This is a genomic window from Pediococcus parvulus, assembly GCF_964063155.1.
Taxonomy (GTDB): Bacteria; Bacillota; Bacilli; order Lactobacillales; family Lactobacillaceae; genus Pediococcus; species Pediococcus parvulus.
On record NZ_OZ061292.1, the window covers coordinates 1,709,753 to 1,733,549 of the forward strand.

The 23,797-nt window shown below is 38.8% G+C and carries 20 protein-coding genes; 10 read left to right on the forward strand and 10 right to left on the reverse strand.

What is annotated here, in order from left to right:
• The first annotated feature begins 213 nt into the window (after positions 1–213).
• The 3 genes from AB3217_RS08665 to AB3217_RS08675 all read left to right on the forward strand — a co-directional run bounded on the left by AB3217_RS08665 (position 214) and on the right by AB3217_RS08675 (position 4,875).
• Positions 214–1,617, forward strand: a complete 1,404-nt coding sequence (locus tag AB3217_RS08665; protein ID WP_057783223.1) for an APC family permease — start codon at positions 214–216, stop codon at positions 1,615–1,617.
• An 84-nt stretch (positions 1,618–1,701) separates the two neighbouring features.
• Entirely contained in the window at positions 1,702–2,361 is a 660-nt protein-coding gene (locus AB3217_RS08670; protein WP_068807657.1) for a GNAT family N-acetyltransferase, read from the forward strand.
• A 75-nt stretch (positions 2,362–2,436) separates the two neighbouring features.
• Positions 2,437–4,875 (forward strand): Xaa-Pro dipeptidyl-peptidase, encoded by a 2,439-nt coding sequence (locus tag AB3217_RS08675; protein ID WP_068807654.1) that lies wholly within the window; start codon positions 2,437–2,439, stop codon positions 4,873–4,875.
• Between the two features lie 100 nt (positions 4,876–4,975).
• Here the strand turns inward: AB3217_RS08675 and AB3217_RS08680 are convergent, their stop codons facing one another.
• Positions 4,976–5,749 (reverse strand): biotin--[acetyl-CoA-carboxylase] ligase, encoded by a 774-nt coding sequence (locus AB3217_RS08680; protein WP_157077599.1) that lies wholly within the window; start codon positions 5,747–5,749, stop codon positions 4,976–4,978.
• Between the two features lie 181 nt (positions 5,750–5,930).
• Here AB3217_RS08680 and AB3217_RS08685 point away from each other — a divergent pair, with 181 nt between their 5' ends.
• The 4 genes from AB3217_RS08685 to AB3217_RS08700 all read left to right on the forward strand — a co-directional run bounded on the left by AB3217_RS08685 (position 5,931) and on the right by AB3217_RS08700 (position 10,108).
• Positions 5,931–6,491 (forward strand): DUF5698 domain-containing protein, encoded by a 561-nt coding sequence (locus AB3217_RS08685; protein WP_147206713.1) that lies wholly within the window; start codon positions 5,931–5,933, stop codon positions 6,489–6,491.
• A gap of 53 nt (positions 6,492–6,544) precedes the next feature.
• The gene (locus AB3217_RS08690; protein WP_057783213.1) at positions 6,545–7,453 is read left to right on the forward strand and encodes a proline-specific peptidase family protein; all 909 of its coding nucleotides are present in this window, start codon (positions 6,545–6,547) and stop codon (positions 7,451–7,453) included.
• A gap of 174 nt (positions 7,454–7,627) precedes the next feature.
• Entirely contained in the window at positions 7,628–8,761 is a 1,134-nt protein-coding gene (locus AB3217_RS08695) for a hypothetical protein (RefSeq protein WP_367365990.1), read from the forward strand.
• Positions 8,762–8,866: 105 nt separating this feature from the next.
• On the forward strand, positions 8,867–10,108 hold the full coding sequence (locus tag AB3217_RS08700; RefSeq protein WP_063697918.1) for an ISL3 family transposase: 1,242 nt from the start codon (positions 8,867–8,869) through the stop codon (positions 10,106–10,108).
• A 104-nt stretch (positions 10,109–10,212) separates the two neighbouring features.
• Here AB3217_RS08700 and AB3217_RS08705 read toward each other — a convergent pair whose 3' ends face one another.
• Positions 10,213–11,760: an ABC-F family ATP-binding cassette domain-containing protein gene (locus AB3217_RS08705; RefSeq protein WP_057783208.1), complete on the reverse strand. Its 1,548-nt coding sequence runs from the start codon at positions 11,758–11,760 to the stop codon at positions 10,213–10,215.
• A 228-nt stretch (positions 11,761–11,988) separates the two neighbouring features.
• Between AB3217_RS08705 and AB3217_RS08710 the strand changes: the two genes are divergently transcribed.
• Positions 11,989–12,366 carry a VOC family protein gene (locus AB3217_RS08710; protein ID WP_068807645.1) on the forward strand — a complete coding sequence of 126 codons (378 nt, stop codon included), beginning with the start codon at positions 11,989–11,991 and terminating at the stop codon, positions 12,364–12,366.
• Between the two features lie 107 nt (positions 12,367–12,473).
• Here AB3217_RS08710 and AB3217_RS08715 read toward each other — a convergent pair whose 3' ends face one another.
• From AB3217_RS08715 to AB3217_RS08750, 8 genes are all read right to left on the reverse strand, one after another.
• Entirely contained in the window at positions 12,474–13,715 is a 1,242-nt protein-coding gene (locus AB3217_RS08715; RefSeq protein ID WP_063697918.1) for an ISL3 family transposase, read from the reverse strand.
• Positions 13,716–13,883: 168 nt separating this feature from the next.
• Positions 13,884–15,131, reverse strand: a complete 1,248-nt coding sequence (locus AB3217_RS08720; protein WP_367365991.1) for a glutamate-5-semialdehyde dehydrogenase — start codon at positions 15,129–15,131, stop codon at positions 13,884–13,886.
• Complete coding sequence (gene proB, locus AB3217_RS08725) at positions 15,128–15,958, reverse strand: glutamate 5-kinase (RefSeq protein WP_068807638.1); 831 nt, start codon at positions 15,956–15,958, stop codon at positions 15,128–15,130. The genes AB3217_RS08720 and proB overlap by 4 nt, the downstream gene beginning before the upstream one ends.
• 164 nt (positions 15,959–16,122) lie before the next feature.
• Entirely contained in the window at positions 16,123–16,263 is a 141-nt protein-coding gene (locus AB3217_RS08730; RefSeq protein ID WP_157077597.1) for a hypothetical protein, read from the reverse strand.
• Between the two features lie 241 nt (positions 16,264–16,504).
• A complete protein-coding gene (gene map, locus AB3217_RS08735; RefSeq protein ID WP_068807631.1) occupies positions 16,505–17,323 on the reverse strand; it encodes a type I methionyl aminopeptidase in 819 nt (272 codons plus the stop codon).
• 98 nt (positions 17,324–17,421) lie between these two features.
• Positions 17,422–18,303: a DegV family protein gene (locus AB3217_RS08740; protein WP_367365992.1), complete on the reverse strand. Its 882-nt coding sequence runs from the start codon at positions 18,301–18,303 to the stop codon at positions 17,422–17,424.
• A gap of 4 nt (positions 18,304–18,307) precedes the next feature.
• The gene (gene trxA / locus AB3217_RS08745) at positions 18,308–18,628 is read right to left on the reverse strand and encodes a thioredoxin (RefSeq protein ID WP_057783194.1); all 321 of its coding nucleotides are present in this window, start codon (positions 18,626–18,628) and stop codon (positions 18,308–18,310) included.
• 554 nt (positions 18,629–19,182) lie between these two features.
• Positions 19,183–19,923 (reverse strand): TerC family protein, encoded by a 741-nt coding sequence (locus AB3217_RS08750; protein WP_057783191.1) that lies wholly within the window; start codon positions 19,921–19,923, stop codon positions 19,183–19,185.
• Positions 19,924–20,087: 164 nt separating this feature from the next.
• Here AB3217_RS08750 and AB3217_RS08755 point away from each other — a divergent pair, with 164 nt between their 5' ends.
• Positions 20,088–21,008 carry a magnesium transporter CorA family protein gene (locus AB3217_RS08755; RefSeq protein ID WP_057783188.1) on the forward strand — a complete coding sequence of 307 codons (921 nt, stop codon included), beginning with the start codon at positions 20,088–20,090 and terminating at the stop codon, positions 21,006–21,008.
• 115 nt (positions 21,009–21,123) lie between these two features.
• The gene (locus AB3217_RS08760; protein ID WP_367365993.1) at positions 21,124–23,784 is read left to right on the forward strand and encodes an MMPL family transporter; all 2,661 of its coding nucleotides are present in this window, start codon (positions 21,124–21,126) and stop codon (positions 23,782–23,784) included.
• The last annotated feature ends 13 nt before the right edge of the window (positions 23,785–23,797 follow it).

Sequence of the window (23,797 nt, forward strand, 5' to 3'; positions counted from 1 at the left end):
TCGTTCACTGCCTTAGGACAACTCCGCAAATCAGGTTTAGATAGTTAAGCAGGGTTCCCGCGGGATTGCGATCCCGCTTCCACCCTGCTTAACTATCTAAACCTATCGATTTGCTTCGTTCACTTTCTTTTTCTCATTGACTTTTAATCTTTTACTAGATATAGTCTAATAAGTTAACTAAATTTGATCATCTATCTCTAGGGAGTGTTGTTTATGTCATTACGCGGACGCCTTTTCCGCAAAGAAAGTCGTGATCGTTACATTGAACGCGACAATCGTTTTGAAAAAACCATTTCCGGTGGCGATTTAATCGCCCTCGGAATCGGTGCCGTCATTGGTACCGGAATCTTTATCCTGCCCGGAACCGTTGCCGCAACCAAAGCTGGTCCTGCCATTATTCTTTCTTTCGTGGTTGCTGCCATCGTCTGTTCCGTCGCTGCCATGTGCTACGCTGAATTTTCTTCCGCTCTTCCTGTTGCTGGTAGTGCCTACTCCTATGGTAACGTCATCTTCGGTGAATTAATTGGTTGGATTCTTGGTTGGGCTTTAATCTTGGAATACGTCCTGGCCGTTGCTGCTGTGTCCACAGGCTGGTCTGCTTACTTTAGTTCCTTTATTTCAGGATTTGGCATTCACATTCCTCAAGCTTTATCTGGTCCATTTGATCCTGCTCATGGAACTTACATCAACATTGTGGCCGTTATTATCGTATGTTTGATTGCCTTTTTCTTATCTAAAGGATTAAAATCTTCCATTCGAATCAATAACATCATGGTTGTTGTGAAAATTGCCATTATTGTGCTTTTTCTTATTGTAGGTGCTTTTTACGTCAAACCAACAAACTGGCATCCTTTCCTACCTTTTGGCGTAAAGGGAATGTTCCAAGGTGCTTCAACTGTGTTCTTTGCCTATCTTGGTTTTGATGCTGTTTCGTCTTCTGCGGCAGAAGTTAAGAATCCCGATCGTAACATGCCGTTTGGTATCATCGGTACTTTAATTATTGCCACTATTTTGTACATCGGCGTTTCTATTGTTTTGACAGGAATGATTCCTTTCACAAAATTAAACGTTGCTGATCCAGTTGCCTTTGCTTTACAGTCAGTTAATCAAAACTGGATGGCCGGTTTACTTTCACTAGGTGCCCTTGCAGGGATGACTACCATGATGGTCACCATGATTTACAGTAGCTCACGATTAGTGTACTCAACTGGACGTGATGGCCTTCTACCAAAAACACTTGGCGAAGTTAGTGCAAAAAATCACTCACCACTGCATGCCATGACGATTGTTACGATTGTAATTGCCATTCTGGGTGGTTTAGTTCCCCTAGATCAATTAACTAACCTAGTTAATATCGGAACTTTAATTGCCTTTACCGTTGTTTCATTTGGAATCATTCCACTACGAAAACGTAAAGATATCCCTAACCACGGGTTTAAAGTTCCCTTTTATCCAGTGTTACCTATTATTTCTGGACTATTATGTATCTTTCTAATGACAACCCTTTCCGCTGAAACTTGGATTGCATCCCTTGTCTGGTTTGCATTTGGTTTATTAATTTACTTTACCTATGGTATTCATCATAGTCAATTAGCACAAAAAGATGACTCTCAATAATTATAGACACAAAAGGTTTGGAAATAATTTTCCAGCCTTATTTTTTAACTTTATTCTTGAAAACTGAGAAAGAAGGTAATCTTCATGGCTGAAATCATAATTACATTGTTTCAACCGAGCATGCTAGAAAGCTGGCTACGATGTCGGGCGTTAGCATATATGAGAAGTGCATTTAACGATGAAATCACTGGTGAAAAAGAAGCCGCTCCAGATAACAAATCTTTGTCATTAGTTGCACTAATAAACGGAAAGGTAATTGGAATTGCCGATATTATTTTATTAAAGGATAGTTTAAAACGAACAAAGGAATACAATCTACAACCACATACCCCATTAGCAACCCTAGACACAATGGCGGTTCACCCAGATTATCAAGGACAAGGTATCGCAAAACGGTTACTGAGGGAGGCACAAAAACAACTAAAGTCTTATGGTGGAAAATTAATTATCTACACGTTAAGCGATAAGCCAGCCAATAGATTGTATCAATCAGTTGGCGCAAAACTATGCTTTGGCGGATATATTGTTTACGGCTCAAGTCCCAAAAACTTAGTACCAACTTTTTCTCGAACTCAAATCAAAAAACAGTGCGAAGTAGCCCTTTTTTCAAAATTTAATCAAGAAATACCTTACGCCAAAAACGGAGACGAAAATTACTACGTAGGACAAAAGAAAAATATTGCACTTCTTCAAAACGTAACTAAAGTGGTTCAAGAACATATTTACCTACTAGATTTAAATTAGTTTTCAGACATGTCACCAGTTCACTTATATTGGCGTATAATTGGTGCCATACAACTTTTCGGAGGTTTTTATATTATGAAAAATAATCAATTCGCTATTAAAACAGTGGATCCCGCAACCGAACTCAAAGAATTACGAGCTATTCACTTTATCGATGATTCTGTTGATAAGTTAGAGAGCCCAATCGCAGTTTGGAAAGTGCTCTTACACAAAACTATTTTAGAAGCCAAAAGTGAAACGGTTTTTAAACAAAAATTAGATAATTATTTAGCTACCCCCACCACAACACTGGGAGATTTTTTGGAAAACACCCAACCAATCACTAATGAAGTCTTTTACTGTGTTGCTTTGCAGCTTTTGCAGTTCGATGTTGACACTGATTTTGAGCTTGACGAACCTTTGCAGGCTATGAAACGGATTCAACTACCGACTGTTTCTGACTTGATCCAGTCCAAAGCCGACCTGTTACACGCGTGGTATTTGCTTTTATGTACGCACACAAAAAATGGTCAAACTTATTTAGATAAATTAACGCAAGATGGCTATTTTGTGCCATTTTATGAGCAAGCCACAGAACCCCTCTTCTTTAACGGCAAGGCACAGGCTGTATTTGATCCCCATCAGTTAATTCGCGATGTTGTTTATGTGGAAGCCCCTTTGGATACCGATGAAGATGGCAAACGAGATTTACTCAAGGTAGAAATTCTTCGACCTCGTCAAACTGAACAGGGCTTTAAGGCACCTGTTTTATACACCGCTAGTCCTTATAATCAAGGAATCAACGATGAAGCCGGTAGCGCAATGATGCACAACGTGGATGTGCCGCTGGAGGAAAAAGAACCAAATGAGCTGACCTATGAAGATATTCACTATCAAGACGAACCAAAGCCCTTGCCAGCGAAACGTCAAATTGCAGGCGAACAAAAGGAAGCTGACGAGACCTTTGCGATGGAAGCTCCTTATACTTTAAACGACTACTTTCTCACACGTGGTTTCGCAGTTGTTTATGCCGCTGGAATTGGAACTAAAGACTCAGACGGGATTCGCGATACCGGAGCCGTCTCTGAAACTGTTTCGACAATTGCCGTTATCGAATGGCTAGCTGGCAATCGCACGGCTTTCACCAATAGAACCGATAATATTGCGATTAAAGCTTGGTGGTCGAATGGCAAAATTGCAATGACCGGTCGTTCTTACCTTGGTACCTTGGCCACTGCCGCTGCTACGACCGGAGTAGCTGGATTGAAAACTGCAATTTCTGAAGCCGCAATTTCAAGTTGGTACGATTACTACCGAGATGGCGGTTTAGTCGCTGCCCCAAATACCTTCCAAGGTGAAGATATGGATGTACTCGCAACTGAAGTCTTTAGTCGCATGCAAAAACCTGGTGACTATCTTAAGATCAAAGCCTTTTTTGATCAAGTTTTAGCCGCCATGACGAAAGATCAGGATCGCACGACTGGTAATTACAGTCACTACTGGGATACACGGAACTATCTGAATAACGTTAAAAACATCAAAGCTGACATGGTGATGGTCCACGGTTTAAATGACTGGAACGTCAAGCCTCGTAATGTGGGCAATCTTTGGAACGCACTTCGTGATGTACCTGTTGCTAAGAAATTAATCTTGCATCAGGGCCAACACATTTACATTAATGCCTTTCGTTCACTGGATTTCACTGATATGATGAATCTTTGGTTTAGTCATGAACTGTTTGGAATTGAAAATCATGCCAAAGAGTTACTTCCAGACGTTTTAATTCAAGATAACGTTGAACCAGAAACTTGGAACACGTATGAAGACTGGCAATCACCAAAGGATAACCACCAAATCTTCAATTTTGAAGCCAAAGAATTAGTTCCTGAAACAGTGCCAGTCCGAACCGCTGCCGCTTCATTCAGTGATCACCTAGATCCTGATACGTTTGACTTCTATAAGAAGCATCTTGATGTTTGGGAACGCGATTTATTAACCACCAACCACGATACAACTGGTGAGAACCGTTTGCGTGATAATCGCTTAATTTTCAAAACTAGTCAATATGATCAAGATACTTATATTGACGGTCGTGTTCAATTACAAATTCGGGTGGCAGTTAACGAACCATTTGGCATGTTGAGCTTCCAGTTGGTTGATTTTGGGGATGCCAAACGACTAACTGTCAATCCAACCATTTTGGCTTCTAAAGCTTTAAGTGGTACTTATGATTGGCGACGTGATAATCTTCGCGAGTTCACTTTGCAAAAAGAAGCCACACCTTGGAAGATGATTACGAATGGACATATTAATTTACAAAACCGCAAAAATAACTATAAAGTTGACGAACTGAAGGCCAATGATTTTTACGACTTGACGGTTGAATTGCAGCCTACTTTCTATCACTTGTTGGCAGGCCATCAACTTGGTTTAGTTGTGTATGCCACTGATTTTGGTACCACAGTTCGTGGTAACCAAGAACTGCAGTACTCGTTACAAATTAACAAGTGCAAAATGAGTTTACCAATTAAATAGTTGACAGTTTGCGTTTTGAATCGTTTAGTTATCGTAGCTAAACGGGTTTCAGAACCTAAAAACAGGCTGGAGGATTTTCCTTCAGCCTGTTTTCTTGTCCTTATTCATTTATTGGCCGCACGTGAATGATCTCGCCACTGGTAATTTTCAATTTCTGATTGTCCGTTTGCAATAGCAACGCACCGTCATCATCAATATCTGAAACGACACCTGTCACTGTGTTATTTTGAAACTGTACGCGAACATGATGTCCAATTACGGAAGACTTTTTTCGATATTGGGTCATGAAATCACCAGTTTGATAGGTTTCTAAATGGTTAAAAAAGTTAGTAATAAAGTCATTTACAAAAGCCGTTTGATCCTTGGCATCTGGCCGATTGCTGAGTGAAATAGCAACTTTTTGAAGCTCATCCGGAAAATTAGTTGTGCTTAAATTTACGCCAATTCCAATGACAACTCCTATAATTTGGTTAGTTACTGGATTTGTGATCGCTTCGGCAAGAATTCCACCCACTTTTCGATTTGCCAAAATCAAATCATTAACCCATTTAATTTGTAACCGGACCGGGAAATGTTTTTCAATGGCTTCCACACTAGCCACGGCAGTCATTGTAGTCAACAGCCCTGGGTTAAAGTTTTCAGCCGCGATTGGGATTAAAAAACTCACATACAGACCGCTATCTTTTGGTGAATAAAAATCGCGATTTAAACGCCCATAGCCACCGGTTTGATGATTCGCAATAAATACCTGCGGCTGCGTGATTCTGCCTGTTTGTTGACCCACACGTTTTGCTTCAGCATTGGTGGAATCAATCTGATCAAACGTATGCAATTGGATGGCTAACCCAGCTTGAATTAAGTTTTGTTCAACCATTTTTGAATCGAATTTGATAGCAACCGTCCCCTGTCTGCAATTTTGAGTTAATTCTACCAATTGATTGCCATTAGAACAAGAACTTAGGCAATCGAAAAACAAGGCAAAATATTTTTCCACCTTGCCGGGTTCCCATTATTTTTGTTATACTGCACCATATTAATCCTCAAAGAAAGAAGGCATCTTCATGAATTATGGTTTAATCGCACTTATTTTCGTTTTGAGTTTTGCATACATCACAATGAATACTATCCGCACACTATTGGAAATGAAGGGATATAAATTCTGGGCGTCCCTGCTATCAATTGCCGAAATTGTGACCTACGTTGTGGGTTTAAGCTTAGTATTAAGCAAACTCAACAATGTATTGAATATTGCTGCTTATGCCCTTGGTTACGCGGCCGGTATTTACTTTGGCACCTGGCTAGAAGATAAATTGCGCTTAGGGTTGTTGGACGTTAATGTGATTCTACCAAAAACTGATGAAAGTAAGCAATTTGCAGAAACCATTCGTGCTGAAGGCTATGGAGTCACCGTTAAAAATGCCCAGGGTCGTGAAGGAGCTCGCCTTGAGTTTGAAATTTTAACTCCCCGAAAACGGGAACAACATCTTTACAGTTTTATTGAGGATAATAATCCCGACGCGTTTATTATTTCCTACGAACCAAAATTCATCAAAGGTGGATTTTGGCGAAAAACAATGCGAAAACGGGCCCAAAATCGGAACCGAAATATTGAGTAGTTGCGGTTCTTTTGCTAGAATAAGGGTTAACTAAAACGAAATAGGGTGATCTGGTGAAACAAGGAACAAAAATTATCACATTGGATAACGGTTATCATTTGTGGACACATACAGACGGTGAAGATAGCAAAATTCATTTGCTAGCCTTACATGGTGGCCCCGGTGGCAATCATGAATACTGGGAAAACTTTCATGATGAACTCCAGAAACAAGGGTTAAATGTTCAGGTACACTATTATGACCAATTAGGGTCATGGTATTCTGATCAACCTGATTATTCAGATCCTAAAATAGCTGATAAGTATTTGACTTATGACTATTTCTTGAGTGAAGTTGAAGAAGTTCGTCAAAAACTCGGCATTGATCATTTTTATTTAATTGGTCAATCCTGGGGTGGCGCTTTAACCATGCTCTATGCGTTGAAATACGGCAGTCATTTGAAGGGTGCCATTATTTCCAGCATGGTTGATAATATTGATGAATATCTCGAACATCAAGATGCCATTCGTGACGAGGCACTCTCACCTAAAGACGCTCAGTTCATGCGCGATTGTGAAAAGAATGGCGACTGGCATAATGCCCGTTACCAAGAACTTGTTGAAGTTTTAAATAAGGGCTATGTGGATCGCAAACAGCCACCAGCAATTTCACATTTGGTGGATACAATGGCTGTTCCAGTTTACAACGCTTTCCAAGGTGACAATGAATTTGTTGTGACTGGAAAACTTAAAGAATGGGATATCCGCGATCAAATCCACAAGATCAAAGTGCCAACTTTGTTAACTTTTGGTGAACATGAAACCATGCCATTGAAATCTGCACAACGGATGGCACAAGCAATTCCTAATTCTCGTTTAGTCACAACACCAAACGGTGGCCATCATCACATGATTGATAACGCACCTGTTTACTTCAAACACCTTGCTGATTATCTTCGTGATGTTGAAAGTGGCAAATTCTAAATATCAAATTAAAAATCTGGAATTAAGTTACATTCGGAAATGACTCGGATGATAATCTTAATTTCAGATTTTTTGTGTTTTTAATAGTATTCCCCAATTTAGTTGAAAATTGTAGACAAAAGTGTGCTAAACTTTTAACAGCTTACAATTCAAGCAAAGTGACGGTCTCACCTTATGTGGACAAAATTAAAACAAGAGTTTATCTATGCCCTATGTTTTCTGTTTGCCATTTTTGGGTTATCTTTATGCCAGGATAATTTTCAAAATGTGCATCCTGTTGGCACAAAAACGATTGATCAAATTACAGTCGTTCAAAACAGGTACGGAAAGATAACCGGTTATCAAGGAAAAACAAGCGATGATAAGCATATTATACTAACTAAGAATGACTACCAAGCCTGGGCTAAGTCCGAAAATCTGGCCATTACAAGAACAATTTATCACCGCTATGATGATCGTTTAGCAGTCAAATCTTTAAAAGTTGATTGGCGATCTTTACCCCTCTTTCTTGGTGGTTCGCTCTTAGTTACCATAAGTTATTTAATTCGTCTTATTTTAAAAGGAATTGCCCATTTCAAATTGGGAAATCCAACTGTGCTATATAACTTGGTACATCTAGATCTTTTAATCACAGTACTTTTAGTATTGATAGGTTTAACCCAATGGAGCTACACCAACTATTTTGAGCCCTTAGCCTTTGACTTTTTTCAATCGTCAACTTATACCATTCCAACTAAGGCTAAAATCGTGAAAAAAAAGCAAACTAACATTAAAACCAGAACCCGTTATGGACAAGCTTCTTACACTACAAACAATCTTACCCTGAAATTTCAAAACGATTTGGGAATTGATCAAAGAGTTATCCGGGATGTGCCCACCTACTTTTATAATCAGCAAAAAGTAGGGAATTCAATGACAGTTCTCCCCTATGCAAACAATTCCGGTGGGATCAAAATTTCTTCGGTTTTGGTTACTTTGCCAAATGTGCTGCAATTTTTACTTATTGCTTTTGATCTCATTTTGATTTGGTATCTCCCAAACTTCTTTGTCAATTTATGGCATACGTCTAAACTAACGGTTAACCAGTCTCCGCCAAAAAAGTCTAAACATCCCGTATTTAGTGGATTGCTCATCTTATTGCTCGTTGTTTGTGCTATTGGCCAAGGTTTCATACAGACACGGCTTACAGTATCAGAATCGACCCCTAATTCGATTATCCAGACCCACCTAACCAAATCTCAAAATGAACTAAAAAGCGGAACAGAGAAAAATTTGGGTCTACACTTTCTGGTATTGGTGAATAACTAATACCGGTTTTTTGTCTGTTTTGAAAATCAGAAAAATAAAAAAGGACATCTGTCCTCTTTGTGCTACGATTTAATCGCCAAAACAAATCGAAAAGAGGAAATTCAGATGTCCCTAACTAATTCTATCTTATGCTTATTCGAAATAACAGACCCAAACTTAATTGTCACTGGTATTTCTAAAGAACGGTGTTCCACAAACCAACGTATTCATGTCGTCCATGCAACTTTGTCTTATCAACTTTTAAAGTGCCCACATTGTGGCCATAAAAGCTTAATTAAAAACGGAACTCACATGAGTCACCTGCGTTTAGGAACCTTATCCGGTGGTCGTTACGAAATGCATTTAAAACGTCAAAGATACCAATGTAAAGATTGTTCAAAAACCTGTGGTGCTAAAACTAAGTTGGTTAATCGTAACGAAACTTTCACACATAATATCAAACATCAAGTGATCGTTTTGGCACGCGATATGTTGACGAGTAAAGAAATTGCTAAACTTTGTGGAATTTCGCCAAGCAGTGTTCAACGAATCCTAAATGCCAATATTCACTTAGCCTATCGTGTTAAACATCTCCCAGAGAATCTTTGCTTTGATGAATTTCGTTCCTGTAATCACTGGATGTCCTTTAATTGTTGCGATGCCGTTAGTCATCGCCGAATTGTTACTTTAAAAGATCGGCTAAGTAAAGATATCATTGACTACTTTGAAGCTCGTTTTTCGGTTCAAGAACGTGCCCAAGTTCAATCAGTGACGATTGACATGAATGCTGAATATGGCAGCTTCATTCATCGCTTATTTCCCAATGCGGCCACGATTATCGATCGTTTCCATATTATTCAACTGGCTGGGCGTGCCTTAGATAATGAACGCACGCAGACCATTCGTACTATCCAAGATAAGCATTCACGAATTTATCATATTTTAAAATCTCAATGGCGTTTATTTCATCTTGATGAAATAAAAGTTAATGATTCTAAGGCTGTTTATTTACGCGGAATTAACGAGTATATGACACAACAAAACGCCATTGATTTAGCTCTAGACGCTTTTCCCAGATTTAGATCTGTGTATCAAACCTATCAAGGTATCTTAAGTGCCATACACCAAAAGGATGCTAATGCGTTCCAATCCTTACTTACTAACTACCAACCCACTAGTAATCAAATGGACATAACGATCAACACGTTTATCAAAAATGGTTCAGCCCTTCTAAACAGTTGTCGTTATCCATTTTCCAACGGTCCAATTGAAGGACTTAATCGTAAAATCAAGGCATTAAAGCGTAACTGTTTTGGTTTTCGAAATATTGACAACTTCTTTATCCGGATTAGTTTAATTCATGAGTAAACAAAAAGCACATTCACCGAAGTGAATGTGCCGTTCAAAATCTCCACCAATACGATTTGACAGAGACCCAAAAATTTCTCTGTTCCGTTTTACGTTTCTGGTCCTTATTTATCAATCCGTAATTTCTCAACATTTAATTCTTTATCAATCCAGTTGGTATAAAAACCGTCCTCATGACTGACAACGATCAAATTACCCTTGAATTTTTGTAAGGCTTCACTCAAAGCAGCTTTCGTTTCGTCATCCAAATGGTTCGTCGGTTCATCCATCACTAAAAAGTTAGACTCAACTAATTCCAACAAACAAAGCTTAACCTTTGTTTGCTCACCACCACTTAAAATGTGCATTGGCTTTTGGGTATCAGCCGCATTGATTCCGCATTTTGCAAGTTTGGTTCGAATAGTTTTGGGTAACATTGTGGGATACTTTTCTTGAATTGTTTCCAAAGGATTCAATTCAGGGTTATCCCAGATTAACTCTTGGCTGAAATAATTCACTTTAGAAGATGGAGAAAAGACTGTTGTGCCACTTAAAGCCGGAATTCTTCCTAAAATTGATTTAATTAAGGTTGATTTACCAGCTCCATTAAATCCAGAAAAGGCAATCTTTTCGCCGGCCGTCAAGCTAAAGGTAACTGGTTCAAGTAATTGACGTTTTCCATAACCCACAGCCAACTTTTTAACAGCGACGGCATTTTGTGAACCTGTTTCCAGATAGGGAAAATCAAAGTGTGAACGCAAATTCTCACTTGGTGGATCAATCCGATCTAGATGTGACAACATCTTTTCTCGAGACTTCGCCATTGTCGAATGAGAACCGGCCTTGTTCTTTCGAATAAATTTTTCAGCTTTTTCAATCACAACCTGTTGCTTCTCGAAAGCCTTCAATTGGGCCTCTTTTCGGGCATCCTTTTGTTTCATTGCGGCTTTGAAATTACCACGATATTTCGTGATTTTTCCAAACGCTACGTCACAAATACAGTTCGTAATTTCAGTCAAAAAGTCGTAATCATGGGAAATAACAATAAAGGCTCCCGTAAAGTTGGTTAAATAATTTTCTAGCCAGTCAATATGTGCAGTATCCAAGTAGTTGGTCGGTTCATCCAAAAGTAACACATCAGGATTCTGCAAAAGGAGTTTCGCCAAGATAATCTTTGACCGCTGTCCGCCACTCATTTCACTGACAATGTGATCACGACCAATATCGTCCAAACCCAGACCTGTCATGACACGAGCAATTTCCGTATCAATATCATAAAAGTTATTGGCTTCCAAGGTTTCTTGAATTCGGCCAGCTTTTTCTAATAGGTCATCATCTAAATTTTCGGCATAATCCGCATAGCACTTGTCCATTTTATCTTTCAAGGCAAATAAATGGGCATACGCCGTAGTCAAAAATTGATAAAGGGTATCGCCATCTGGAATATCCGCATACTGATCCAAATAACCATAAGTGACCTTATTTTGCCACTTCACACTGCCTTCATCAGGTAAAATTGTCCCTGTTAAAATTTTAATTAAGGTACTTTTCCCTGCCCCGTTTTGACCAACAATCCCCATATGATCTTGTTTGTTCAGTTCAAAACCGGCATCGTCATATAATTTTTTATCCGCAAATCCATGGGATAAGTTTGCTACTGATAATATACTCATAATTCTCACTTTCTATCCGTTCCTAAAACAACTAATAACAACCGTATCACAAAGGTCTAAACACCGTCAACTAAGGCAATTCACCAGCCAATCACACTTTTTAAAAAGATAGTGCTTACAATTTCATCAGGGCTAGCTTTTAACTGGTGCTCAAATTATTTTCAAATATAGATTATGCTATACTATTGTTATTAAATTAATCATACTTTAGTAAGGAAGTTTTCTATCATGAACGTTCGTGAAATTGATCACCTTGTTTTAACAGTTACTGACATCGAAAAAAGTCTGCGTTTCTATCATGAAGTTTTCGACATGCCAATCTTAACGTTTGATGCCGATCGAAAAGCCGTTCTTTGTGGCAAACAAAAAATTAACTTTCAGCTTGTCGACGAACCACATGAACCCGTTGCTGATAAACCAACACCGGGTTCTGCTGACCTTTGCATTGTGGTTAAAGACAAACTTCCCGAAGTGATTAACCATCTCAAGAGTTATTATGTCGACATTATTGAAGGACCAGTTCAAAAAACTGGCGCTCACGGCAAACTCACTTCCGTCTATGTCCGTGATCCAGACGCCAATTTAATCGAAATTAGTAACTACTAGTTTCACTTAAAAAAGCTTTTGGCAAAGTTAGCTAATTCGGGTCTCTGTCAAATCGTATTGGTGGAGATTTTGAACGGCACATTCACTTCGGTGAATGTGCTTTTTGTTTACTCATGAATTAAACTAATCCGGATAAAGAAGTTGTCAATATTTCGAAAACCAAAACAGTTACGCTTTAATGCCTTGATTTTACGATTAAGTCCTTCAATTGGACCGTTGGAAAATGGATAACGACAACTGTTTAGAAGGGCTGAACCATTTTTGATAAACGTGTTGATCGTTATGTCCATTTGATTACTAGTGGGTTGGTAGTTAGTAAGTAAGGATTGGAACGCATTAGCATCCTTTTGGTGTATGGCACTTAAGATACCTTGATAGGTTTGATACACAGATCTAAATCTGGGAAAAGCGTCTAGAGCTAAATCAATGGCGTTTTGTTGCGTCATATACTCGTTAATTCCGCGTAAATAAACAGCCTTAGAATCATTAACTTTTATTTCATCAAGATGAAATAAACGCCATTGAGATTTTAAAATATGATAAATTCGTGAATGCTTATCTTGGATAGTACGAATGGTCTGCGTGCGTTCATTATCTAAGGCACGCCCAGCCAGTTGAATAATATGGAAACGATCGATAATCGTGGCCGCATTGGGAAATAAGCGATGAATGAAGCTGCCATATTCAGCATTCATGTCAATCGTCACTGATTGAACTTGGGCACGTTCTTGAACCGAAAAACGAGCTTCAAAGTAGTCAATGATATCTTTACTTAGCCGATCTTTTAAAGTAACAATTCGGCGATGACTAACGGCATCGCAACAATTAAAGGACATCCAGTGATTACAGGAACGAAATTCATCAAAGCAAAGATTCTCTGGGAGATGTTTAACACGATAGGCTAAGTGAATATTGGCATTTAGGATTCGTTGAACACTGCTTGGCGAAATTCCACAAAGTTTAGCAATTTCTTTACTCGTCAACATATCGCGTGCCAAAACGATCACTTGATGTTTGATATTATGTGTGAAAGTTTCGTTACGATTAACCAACTTAGTTTTAGCACCACAGGTTTTTGAACAATCTTTACATTGGTATCTTTGACGTTTTAAATGCATTTCGTAACGACCACCGGATAAGGTTCCTAAACGCAGGTGACTCATGTGAGTTCCGTTTTTAATTAAGCTTTTATGGCCACAATGTGGGCACTTTAAAAGTTGATAAGACAAAGTTGCATGGACGACATGAATACGTTGGTTTGTGGAACACCGTTCTTTAGAAATACCAGTGACAATTAAGTTCGGGTCTGTTATTTCGAATAAGCATAAGATAGAATTAGTTAGGGACATCTGAATTTCCTCTTTTCGATTTGTTTTGGCGATTAAATCGTAGCACAAAGAGGACAGATGTCCTTTTTTATTTTTCTGATTTTCAAAACAGACAAAAAACCGGTATTAGTTATTCACCAATACCAGAAAGTGTAGACCCGCTAATTCTAACCAGCCAAAAGCTTTTTTCTATTTTCGTACTTGTCCGTTTCCACGAATCACATATTTAGTTGACGTGATTTCATTAAGGCCCATTGGTCCACGGGCATGCAATTTTTGAGTACTAATGCCGATTTCAGCACCAAATCCAAATTCATAGCCATCCGTAAACCGGGTCGATGCATTCACATAGACAACCGCTGCATCAATTTCTTTGGTAAATTGCTCGCTGTGTGCATAGTTGTTTGTAATAATGGCTTCACTATGCTTGGTATTATAACGATTTATATGGTCGATTGCCTGATCCAAATCATCAACCACTTTTATAGCCATAATATAATCGTTGTATTCTGTTCCCCAATCTTCTTCAGTTGCCAAACTAATATCGGGTAAAATTGACTTTGCCCGTTCATCCCCGCGTAAATCAACATTAAACGGCTTTAAGGCTTTAGCAACCATTGGTAATAGCTCCTCAGCCACTGCCTCATTTACCACCAATTTTTCCATGGCATTACATACCGAAGGGCGTTGTGTTTTGGCATTCACAATAATATTTGTGGCCATTTGTAAATCAGCCCCCTCGTCGACATAAACATGACAATTACCTGCCCCTGTCTCGATTACCGGGACTTTAGCCTTTTGAACAACCATTTGAATAAACTTGGCACTTCCTCGAGGAATTAACGCATCCAAATAGGCTGTCAGTTGCATTAAAGCGGTCGCCGTTTCATGGGAAGTATCGGTAATAAGTTGAATACTATCCTCTGCAATTGTTTCGGTCTTTAAGGCAGTTCGTAGCGCCGTCACAAGCGCCTGATTAGAATGAATGGCCTCTTTACCGCCACGTAAAATGACCGCATTCCCGGATTTAAACGTCAATCCAGCTGCATCAACCGTTACGTTTGGCCGTGCTTCATAGATCATACCAATCACACCTAATGGTACCCGAACTTGGGAAATATCCAATCCCGTTTCGGTAGTCCATCCCTTCAGAACTTCACCAATTGGATCGGCCAATCCCGCAACTTCTTCCAAGCCATCTGCCATGCTAGCAATACGGTCATCATCAAGTTTTAAACGATCCAACATAACTTTTTTAACACCATTTTTTTCGGCATCCTGCATGTCAATTGCATTTGCTTTTAAAATAGCATCTGAACTTTTTCGTACTTCTCGTGCCATAGCCTTCAAAACTTGATTTTTTTTGATTGTTGATAATTGGGAAAGCTGTTGTTCTGCATTTTTTGCATTTTGACCCATCTGCGTTAATGTGATCATGCTAGTCCTTCTTTCGTGACAACTTCTTTTGGTTCAAAAAGGGTTCCAACTGGATCGCCCGCCAAAATATTATAGATAATTCGTGGATTCTTGCCATTTGCCAGTATCATTTTTTGATGATTTTTCAAAATTCGTTTGGCAGCCTTTAGTTTCGTAACCATTCCGCCTGTTCCAAACTTTGTGCCCACACCGCCGGCAGCCTGAATAATCGACCCATCAATGTTTGTAATCGTGTGGTACAACTCAGCGCTTGGATTAGACAAAGGATTTCCTGAATAAAAGCCATCAATATCAGACAACATGATCAACAAATCGGCATCAATCAAATTTGCAACAATGGCAGACAACTGATCATTATCACCAAACTTGGTTTTGTGATCCAATTCATCAACTGAAACTGTATCGTTTTCGTTTACTATTGGGATCACATTCATTTTTAATAACTCTTGAAAAGCGTTGAACACATTCTTTTTACTTTGGGGATACACTAGTACATCCCGTGTCAGTAGCATTTGGGCTACTGATTTACCATAGTGCTGAAATTCACGCTCATAAATGCCTAATAACTCGCCTTGTCCCACAGAAGCAACTGCCTGTTGAGCTGGAATTGTATCTGGTCTTTTTGACAAACCCAGTCGTCCCATCCCCACACCAATTGCACCTGAAGAAACTAAAACAACCTCCTTGCCTTGGTTTTTTAAGTCGCTCAATACAAACGCGAGACGCTCAATTGAACGCAAATTTAATTTACTGGTGTCTTGATACAACAGCGAGCTAGTTCCAATTTTAATTACAATTCTCTTTGCATCTAAATTTCGTTTATTCATGCTGCCACCATTTCATTTTAAAAGTTTCATTTCGTTATTAATCTACACGCGTACTATCATACCGGAATTCACGAATTTGTCCAAGTATTCGTCTTCGCTTGTATGTATCAAAATTTAGTAGATAGGGCTCTAACTAGTTAAAGCCTAATTTTTTTGATCATTATTTACCGTTCCGATGTTGACGTGGGGCCGTGTGAGGTCGCTTGCGAACCGTCTGTTAAGACTACTGCCCGGAGACGGGCATCTGCAAAATTTATCCATGCTGTGCCTAAAACATCTGCAATCAATGCCTGGTATTGAATCATTAAATTCTTTTCCACATCACATAAATCGTGACTCTCCTTTAAAACTTCCATAATTTCTATGCCGTTACCTCCTAAATTTTTGACTCTTATACCTAATTAGAAGGTTATCGGCCTTCTCTTTATCTGAAAAGATTTACTTTCGCTTTTCTACTCAAACTTTACATTAATACTTCGTTTTATCCGGAATACAAAAAAGTTGGCTACTTAAAAGTAAACCAACTTTTGATTTGTTCCAAAATACTTAGATTAATAATTTTTTTGCATCAAAATCGGGCTCCAACAAATACTTAGCATCAAATTCAGGATCCTGTGAAGTTAAGATCTTAGGACCATCATTTGTAACAACTAAAGTGTGTTCGTACTGACAACTTAAACTGCCGTCCATAGTTGTGACAGTCCAACCATCAGGAGCAGAAGTATCACAACGCCAATCACCTGTATTAACCATAGGTTCGATTGTGATCGTCATGCCAGCCTTTAAACGTAAGCCACGGCCTGCATCACCGTAGCCAGGAACCATTGGATCTTCATGCATTGTTGGCTGAATACCATGACCAACGAATTCACGAACATCACCGTAACCATTTTCGTCTTCAATGTAATGCTGCATTGCATGACCAATGTCACCAATTCGATTGCCAGGAATGGCTTGATCAATTCCAAGATACAACGCTTTTTTAGTGACATCCATTAAATTCTTAACTTCATCACTCACATTGCCAACCGCATAAGCCCAACAAGAATCAGACATATACCCATCCACACTAACCACGGTATCAACTTTAACCAAGTCACCATCTTTAATTAAAAGATCTTTTCGTGGAAAGCCATGGCAAACTTCATTGTTAACACTGACACAAGTAGCATATTCATAGCCTTCAAACCCTTTTTCTTCAGGTTTAGCATTGTTTTCAGCTAAATAACGTAACGCAAATTTTTCAATATCCCAACTTGAAATTCCGGGTTTAATAATCTTTCGTAACCCAATATGCATGCCAGCCAAAACGGCACCAGACTTTTGCATTCCTTTAATTTCTCGTTCTGATTTTAATGTGATCATTTCACTATCTCCCAATTTTTTAATTCATCAATTCTATCTTAGCACAAGTCAAACGTTTGGTTCAGTTGAAGCCGTTGTTCACAAACAATTATGCTTTGCTAGTGCACGTCTCTACCAAGAAAATCTTGCCAATCTGGCGCCCAAACGATGCCCATTGACTTTTCACCCGTATGGACACCCATAAATGGGCCAATCTCACCAGTTTCAATTGTGGCCGTTTGATATTGGTTTCTTATTTCCGATTGCCATTCCTGATTCAATTCACTATTGTTGGCATCCAGTACACTAATTCTTTGCTTAACTGAACTGTTCAATAGTTTTTCATCCATCATTAATTTCACTTTTTTAAACGCATTATCCATATGATGGGCATTCGTCACAAGGGCCAATCTCCCGGCTTTATTAAACGTTAGGATTGTACGTGTGCCCAAAATCGCCCCAATCAATGGAGAACGGCTCATAATACGGCCTGTTTTGGATAACGCACGCATATTATAAACAACAAGCAGAAAATGGGTTGCTTCTTGTAACTTCTTAACTTGTTTTAAAATATCATGAACTGAATAGTTTTGATCAACAAGGGCCGCGGCAAGTAAGGCAAGGTTACCTTCTGCAGCGCATGCCATCATTGAATCAATGGCATAAACGTCTAAGTCCTTGACGGAAGGTGCGAAAGCCTTCAAATTGGTAATAAACCCGCTAAGCCCACCAGAAACACCCACACAGATTGCGGCCTCATACCCTTGATGGGCAAGGTCGGTAAAGACGCCTTGCATTTCACTCATGGCAACTTGTGAGGCGGTGGCAACTGTTTTATCATTTCTGAGTCTTTTATAGAATTCAGAAGATGATAAATCAACTCCTTCTCGATAAAGATGATTACCAAAAAGAATGGGTTGATTGATCACGATTAAATGAAACTGACGAACTAATTTTTCAGGAATATTAGCGGAACTATCGACAACAACCGCAATTTTCATTTTGTCACCTAGTCTCCACTTTGGAATCCAAATATTTTGTTAACTTGTCTTGAGGGTAAAAGCCGGTGACTTTTTCAACGGCCTTCCCATCACGAAACAAAACTAGTGCTGGAATACTCATGATTTTATACTTTTCGGCAATTTCTTGTTGATGGTCAACGTTGAGTTTACCGAATTTAATTTTACCTTTGTAGTTAGGTTCGAGCTGATCAAGGACAGGTTCAAGCATTTTGCAAGGCCCGCACCAAGGGGCCCAAAAGTCAACAAGAACAAGCCCATCAGCCGTTTCTTCATCAATATTGTAACTTGTAATGGTAACAGCCATGTCATTTCCTCCGTTTGTGAAGCTTATGAATGAATTATAGCATAATGAAAAAAAGTGAGCGGATTGCAGCGTTTGGCTTACCAATATAATTGTGCCGCTAGCGGGATCGTGATCCTGCGGTTAGGCATGATTATATTGGTAAGTCTGCCACAAGGAGCTGTCCTAAAAAAGTGAGCGGATTGTGGCGTTTAGTCCTATCGAGATAAGCGTGCCGGTCAAGCGATCGTGATCGCGCGTTTAGGCATGATTATCTCTATGGGTCTGCCACAAGGAGCTGTCCTAAAAAAGTGAGCGGATTGTGGCGTTTAGTCCTATCGAGATAAGCGTGCCGGTCGAGCGATCGTGATCGCGCGTTTAGGCATGATTATCTCGATGGGTCTGCCACAAGGAGCTGTCCTAAAAAAGTGAGCGGAACAAGGCGCTTTGCCACATAATCATAAGTGAGATGGAGGCGGGATCGTAATCCCGCAGGAATCTTGCTTATGATTATGAGGCTGCCTGGTGAAGCTGTCCTAAAAAAAGTGAGCGGAACAAGGCGCTTTGCCGCATAATCATCATTTTTGCACTTTCACCCGGACATAATGTACGACCAACGTTATCAAAACAGCGGCCACAACAATGCCGGCAAAAATCCCAGACGGAATTTCCCAACCAATTAATGGAATGGAGACAAATAGCTTAATTCCAATAATCGCAATTAAAAAGTAAGCCATGGTTTCCAGCTCTGGTATTTTACGCATGACATTCATAATGACTTCTGCGATTCCCCGCATACACAAAATTCCAATCATGCCACCAAGCAAGACGATAACAGGATTAGACGAAATTGCTAGTGATGCCAAAACAGAATCTACTGAAAATATAATATCCATCATTTCAATTTGAAGAACTACCGACCAAAATAACGATAAGTGACCTTCTTTTTTTAATGTAACCTTTGAAGAAGACTCTTTCTTTTTTTGTTTGGGCGCAAAATAGCGATACACCATATAAAGGAGATAGAGTGCCCCAATTATTTTTATTTCCCAGATGTGAATGAGATACGTACCAATTCCAATGACTAAGAAACGAAATATATAGGCTCCCCAAAGTCCATAAAATAGAGATTTCTCTCGTTCTTTTAAGTTCGTTAAAGCTTGTGTTTGAGTTGCCAAAACAACGGCATTGTCAACCGACAATAAACATTCAATCATGATCAGTGACAAAATAATCATCCAGTCACTGCTAGATGTTAACACCGTTTCCCAATTATGCAGATTAAAAAAAGGGCCATATAGTTTTGAAAGTAATTGCATCGTTAGTGCTCCTTTCCATGCATAAAATAATACCACAACCAACTCAAACCAACGTAAATATTCTTCAATTTAAACTTTCTTTTCTTTCCTACATAGACGCACGGGCCACGATGGACTAAAATTAGCTTAAATGAACTTTAGAAATTTCCAGTGAGGCTACAACAATGATTTCCGAAAAAAAGATTAATTCACAGCATACCTGGGTCGCCATTAACCAACCGACGCAAGCTGAAATTGCAAAAATTATTCATCATTATCAAGTAACTGAAGAAATGTTAGGTTATGCCATTGACCCTAATGAACGCGCTCGGATTGAAACTGATCGTGATGCCAACATTTTTCTTATCATTTTTGATGTCCTATCAAAGGATATCACCGATAGTGGTAGTACCGAACCAATTGGGATTATGTTGGTTAATGATTATATTTTGACCTTCACGCGAACTTCAACCGAATTTGTAGAGAAGCTCTTTGATCAACAACTGTCTTCTGCTTTGGCCCATGCTAAAAATGAAGTCACGCCTTTAACAATTATTTTTCGGACATTATACAAACTATCTGTCCAATATTTCGACGCTGTGACCAACATTAATCGGCAGCGACAACAGATTCAAAAAACCATGCTTCATCGAATTTCTCGCCGTTCAATTTCAGATATGCTTCATCTTGAAACTAGTTTGGTTTATTATTTAACTTCATTGAAAACAAATAATGCCCTTTTAACTAGTATGAATCGGATGCAAGAGATTCAAATGACCAAGGATCAACACGAACAACTTGAAGATGTCATAGTTGAATCCCAACAGGGAGAAGAAATGGCCCAGTTAGCAACAGATATTATTGAACGGGTTGCAAGCGCCAATTCAAACATTTTGGACAGTGACCTAAACAATACAATGAAATTTTTGACAGTCTTCTCAATAGTCCTAGCTGTCCCTTCAATTGTTTTTGGCTTCTTTGGTCAAAATGTGTTAATTCCTTTCAGTCATTCTGTTTTAGGCTGGGAGATTACCATTTTTATTACAATTATTTTGATTTTAATTGTTCTTTTAGTTTTGAACTTCAATAACTTTTTTAAAAAATAATTTTTGATTAAAAGCGTATTTAATTCATAGAGTTTGATTTAGCGCTGATTCTGGCAATTTTCATATGTTAAACTTAAATTAATAAATACGTAATTACATAAGGAATGAAAATATGATGCAAAAGAAAAATACCCTTCAAATAGCAAGTTTAATCACCTGGTTTATTCTCTTGGTCGGTATGATTATTTTGCTGCCCAACTCGTTAAGCTGGAATTCCAGCTTTAGTCAACAATTGCCTACAAAGGACGCCCCTAGTGCCACCATAGTGTACACAAATTCAAATGGTACTCTAAGTACAAAGCAGCGGAAAGCTATTCAAGAAAATCAGAAGAAACTAAAAGCTAACCAAAAGTTTCTAGGACTTAAATCAATCGAAGCTGGAAATGATTCTAATGCCGCCCATCGGCTAAACTCAACTGATAAGTCAACGGAACTCAGTATTCTTCATTTTAAAGAATCTCAAAAACAGTTTCATATCTTAATTCCCCAGATTTATAGCCTAATCCAAACAACGGGAGTTCATGCGTACATAACTGGTAATGATGTGCTTCAAATTGCCCGTGTACAGGCTACGCAGGCGGCCAATAAGCTTGTGATTGTTATTAGTTGCATTCTCATTGTGCTCATTCTTGGTCTAATTTTCCGTTCGGTTTTGGTGCCTTTAATTACCCTATTACTTTCTGGGATTATTTATCTATCAAGCTTTTCAATCGCGACACTGGCAACTCGCTTCTTAAGTATGCCTTACACAGCGTACACGAATACAATCATACTGGTGGTAAGTTTCGGTTTATTTCCAATCGCTGCAACTGTTTTTTATCGTTTCTATTGTGACCACTATGAAAACCAGAATGCAGTTAGAAAGAGTTATTGGGATTCTTGGCTACCCACCTTACTTAGCATTGTGCCAATAATTGCGCTAAGTAGTTTATTGCTTTTAGCAAGAAATACTACTCTCCGTTCTCTTTGGATACTATCCGTCTCCATCACTTTAGTTTGGATAGCCTTTTACACCTTGATGCCGGCTTTCACCGAATTTCTAGATGATCTGTTTTTCTGGCCTGGAAATGGAAAAAGTCTTAATCCTAGTTTCAGTTTCTGGCATTCAAGTGCTATTTTAGGTAAAAAGCGTTCCCTAATTAGTTTGATAAGTATTTTCATTCTCGTTTTGCTAGTCAGTTTGATTAAAATGACACCGTTAAACTGGTCCAGCGTGGTTGACACACCATTCTCAAGTCAGGCAAAAGTTGGCGCGTCGGTGATTACTAGTCACTATCCAGTTGGTAAAGTCTCGCCAATCACAATTACGCTCACCAACAAACAACCAATCACAACTACAAAAAATATGGCAACTCTCAATCAGCTAACACAAAAACTAAAGGCAAATAAGAATGTGGCCAACGTTTATTCAGTAGCCCAGCCAAGTGGTATTTCACTGACCAATTTGTATGTCAACAAGCAGCTAGCTTCCGTTACCAGTCAACTTTCGGCGGCTAATCTTAATTTGACCAACACTCAAAAATCTCTAAAAAAATCACAAAAACAATTAAAAAACTTAAATCTAACTTCTGCACTCAAGCAGTTATCAAAAAATGCGACTAATTTGAGTAAAATTCAGTCACAAAGCTCACAAGTTGCCAATCAGGCCGACGAATTAACCACTGACATTACAACTATGCAGTCGCAACAAGCTGAAATTGACCGCGCAATTCGTTCGGGAAAGACTTCTAGAAATTCAACAGGCATTCAACGGGCGTTGTCTTCTTTGAGTACCCACAATAAAAACCTGATTAGTGACTTAAAAACACTACGTCATAATATTGGCGTGGTTAGTTCGAATAATAACGTCATCGCCGACAACATTTCTCAAGTTGAAGATGATCAACAAAGCGTTACTGATGATTTTGATAAAGTCCAATCCGTACTTAAAACTACCGGTGTTGCCCTAACAAAGGACAGTAAAAACGTCCAAATTGCTCAGCAGAACTTAATTGGGGAACAAAGTTACTTAGATAATTTGAGTAAATCTGGAATTCTTAACGTGCTCTATATGACTTCTGTAGATTTAAGAACTGATCCAATGAAAAATGCACTTAGTCAATTCAATGAATCTAACAATAAGGAAACCACCATTTCAGTTGTACTCAACAAAACAACGGCTTCAATAAAAGCGACCAGCACTTTGAAACAAGTACAACAACTGACTAATGCAACCTTATCAGGAACTTCTTTATCGAAAAGTTTTCTGCACTATTCAGGAGAAACGGTTGATGTGGCAAAAAAACAGCAGGCTTTGAATCACGATCTCACTCATCTGGTTCCATGGCTAATTGGTTTGGTTATTTTGTATCTTTTGATCATTTCACAATCGTTATTCGCCATTTATGCAAGCATCAGTCTCTTAATTACATTTTGGGGTGGTCTTCAATTAACAAATTGGTTCTCAAACCTACTTTTGAAAACCCCACTGTTAGCTGATGTTCCCATAATTTCTGGCTTGATTGTAAGTTGCTTAAGTCTGGGAATTCTTATCCCCATAATTTTGAGAACAACTCGTGCAACTACTGATAATTACTTAAGCGCAATTAATTTCTTCGACCCGTTACTAATTTTAATCGGTATTATGACTTTAATTCCACTACTAGCATTAGGGTTTACACAATTACTTTCTTTTATTCAAATTGCCTTAATCGTATTTATTTCTCAACTGGTTTGGGGATTACTCTTTCCAATTGGCATCACAGCTGCACTTCACCTATCCTATGATAAAAATTAAAGTTTCCATCACA

Excerpts from the sequence above, each read along its gene's own strand:
- AB3217_RS08665 (WP_057783223.1), top strand. The coding sequence starts at position 214 with ATGTCATTACGCGGACGCCTTTTCCGCAAAGAAAGTCGTGATCGTTAC.
- AB3217_RS08670 (WP_068807657.1), top strand. The coding sequence starts at position 1,702 with ATGGCTGAAATCATAATTACATTGTTTCAACCGAGCATGCTAGAAAGC.
- AB3217_RS08675 (WP_068807654.1), top strand. The coding sequence starts at position 2,437 with ATGAAAAATAATCAATTCGCTATTAAAACAGTGGATCCCGCAACCGAA.
- AB3217_RS08680 (WP_157077599.1), bottom strand. The coding sequence starts at position 5,749 with ATGGTTGAACAAAACTTAATTCAAGCTGGGTTAGCCATCCAATTGCAT.
- AB3217_RS08695 (WP_367365990.1), top strand. The coding sequence starts at position 7,628 with ATGTGGACAAAATTAAAACAAGAGTTTATCTATGCCCTATGTTTTCTG.
- AB3217_RS08700 (WP_063697918.1), top strand. The coding sequence starts at position 8,867 with ATGTCCCTAACTAATTCTATCTTATGCTTATTCGAAATAACAGACCCA.
- AB3217_RS08705 (WP_057783208.1), bottom strand. The coding sequence starts at position 11,760 with ATGAGTATATTATCAGTAGCAAACTTATCCCATGGATTTGCGGATAAA.
- AB3217_RS08710 (WP_068807645.1), top strand. The coding sequence starts at position 11,989 with ATGAACGTTCGTGAAATTGATCACCTTGTTTTAACAGTTACTGACATC.
- AB3217_RS08715 (WP_063697918.1), bottom strand. The coding sequence starts at position 13,715 with ATGTCCCTAACTAATTCTATCTTATGCTTATTCGAAATAACAGACCCG.
- AB3217_RS08720 (WP_367365991.1), bottom strand. The coding sequence starts at position 15,131 with ATGATCACATTAACGCAGATGGGTCAAAATGCAAAAAATGCAGAACAA.
- proB (WP_068807638.1), bottom strand. The coding sequence starts at position 15,958 with ATGAATAAACGAAATTTAGATGCAAAGAGAATTGTAATTAAAATTGGA.
- AB3217_RS08730 (WP_157077597.1), bottom strand. The coding sequence starts at position 16,263 with ATGATTCAATACCAGGCATTGATTGCAGATGTTTTAGGCACAGCATGG.
- map (WP_068807631.1), bottom strand. The coding sequence starts at position 17,323 with ATGATCACATTAAAATCAGAACGAGAAATTAAAGGAATGCAAAAGTCT.
- AB3217_RS08740 (WP_367365992.1), bottom strand. The coding sequence starts at position 18,303 with ATGAAAATTGCGGTTGTTGTCGATAGTTCCGCTAATATTCCTGAAAAA.
- trxA (WP_057783194.1), bottom strand. The coding sequence starts at position 18,628 with ATGGCTGTTACCATTACAAGTTACAATATTGATGAAGAAACGGCTGAT.
- AB3217_RS08750 (WP_057783191.1), bottom strand. The coding sequence starts at position 19,923 with ATGCAATTACTTTCAAAACTATATGGCCCTTTTTTTAATCTGCATAAT.
- AB3217_RS08755 (WP_057783188.1), top strand. The coding sequence starts at position 20,088 with ATGATTTCCGAAAAAAAGATTAATTCACAGCATACCTGGGTCGCCATT.
- AB3217_RS08760 (WP_367365993.1), top strand. The coding sequence starts at position 21,124 with ATGCAAAAGAAAAATACCCTTCAAATAGCAAGTTTAATCACCTGGTTT.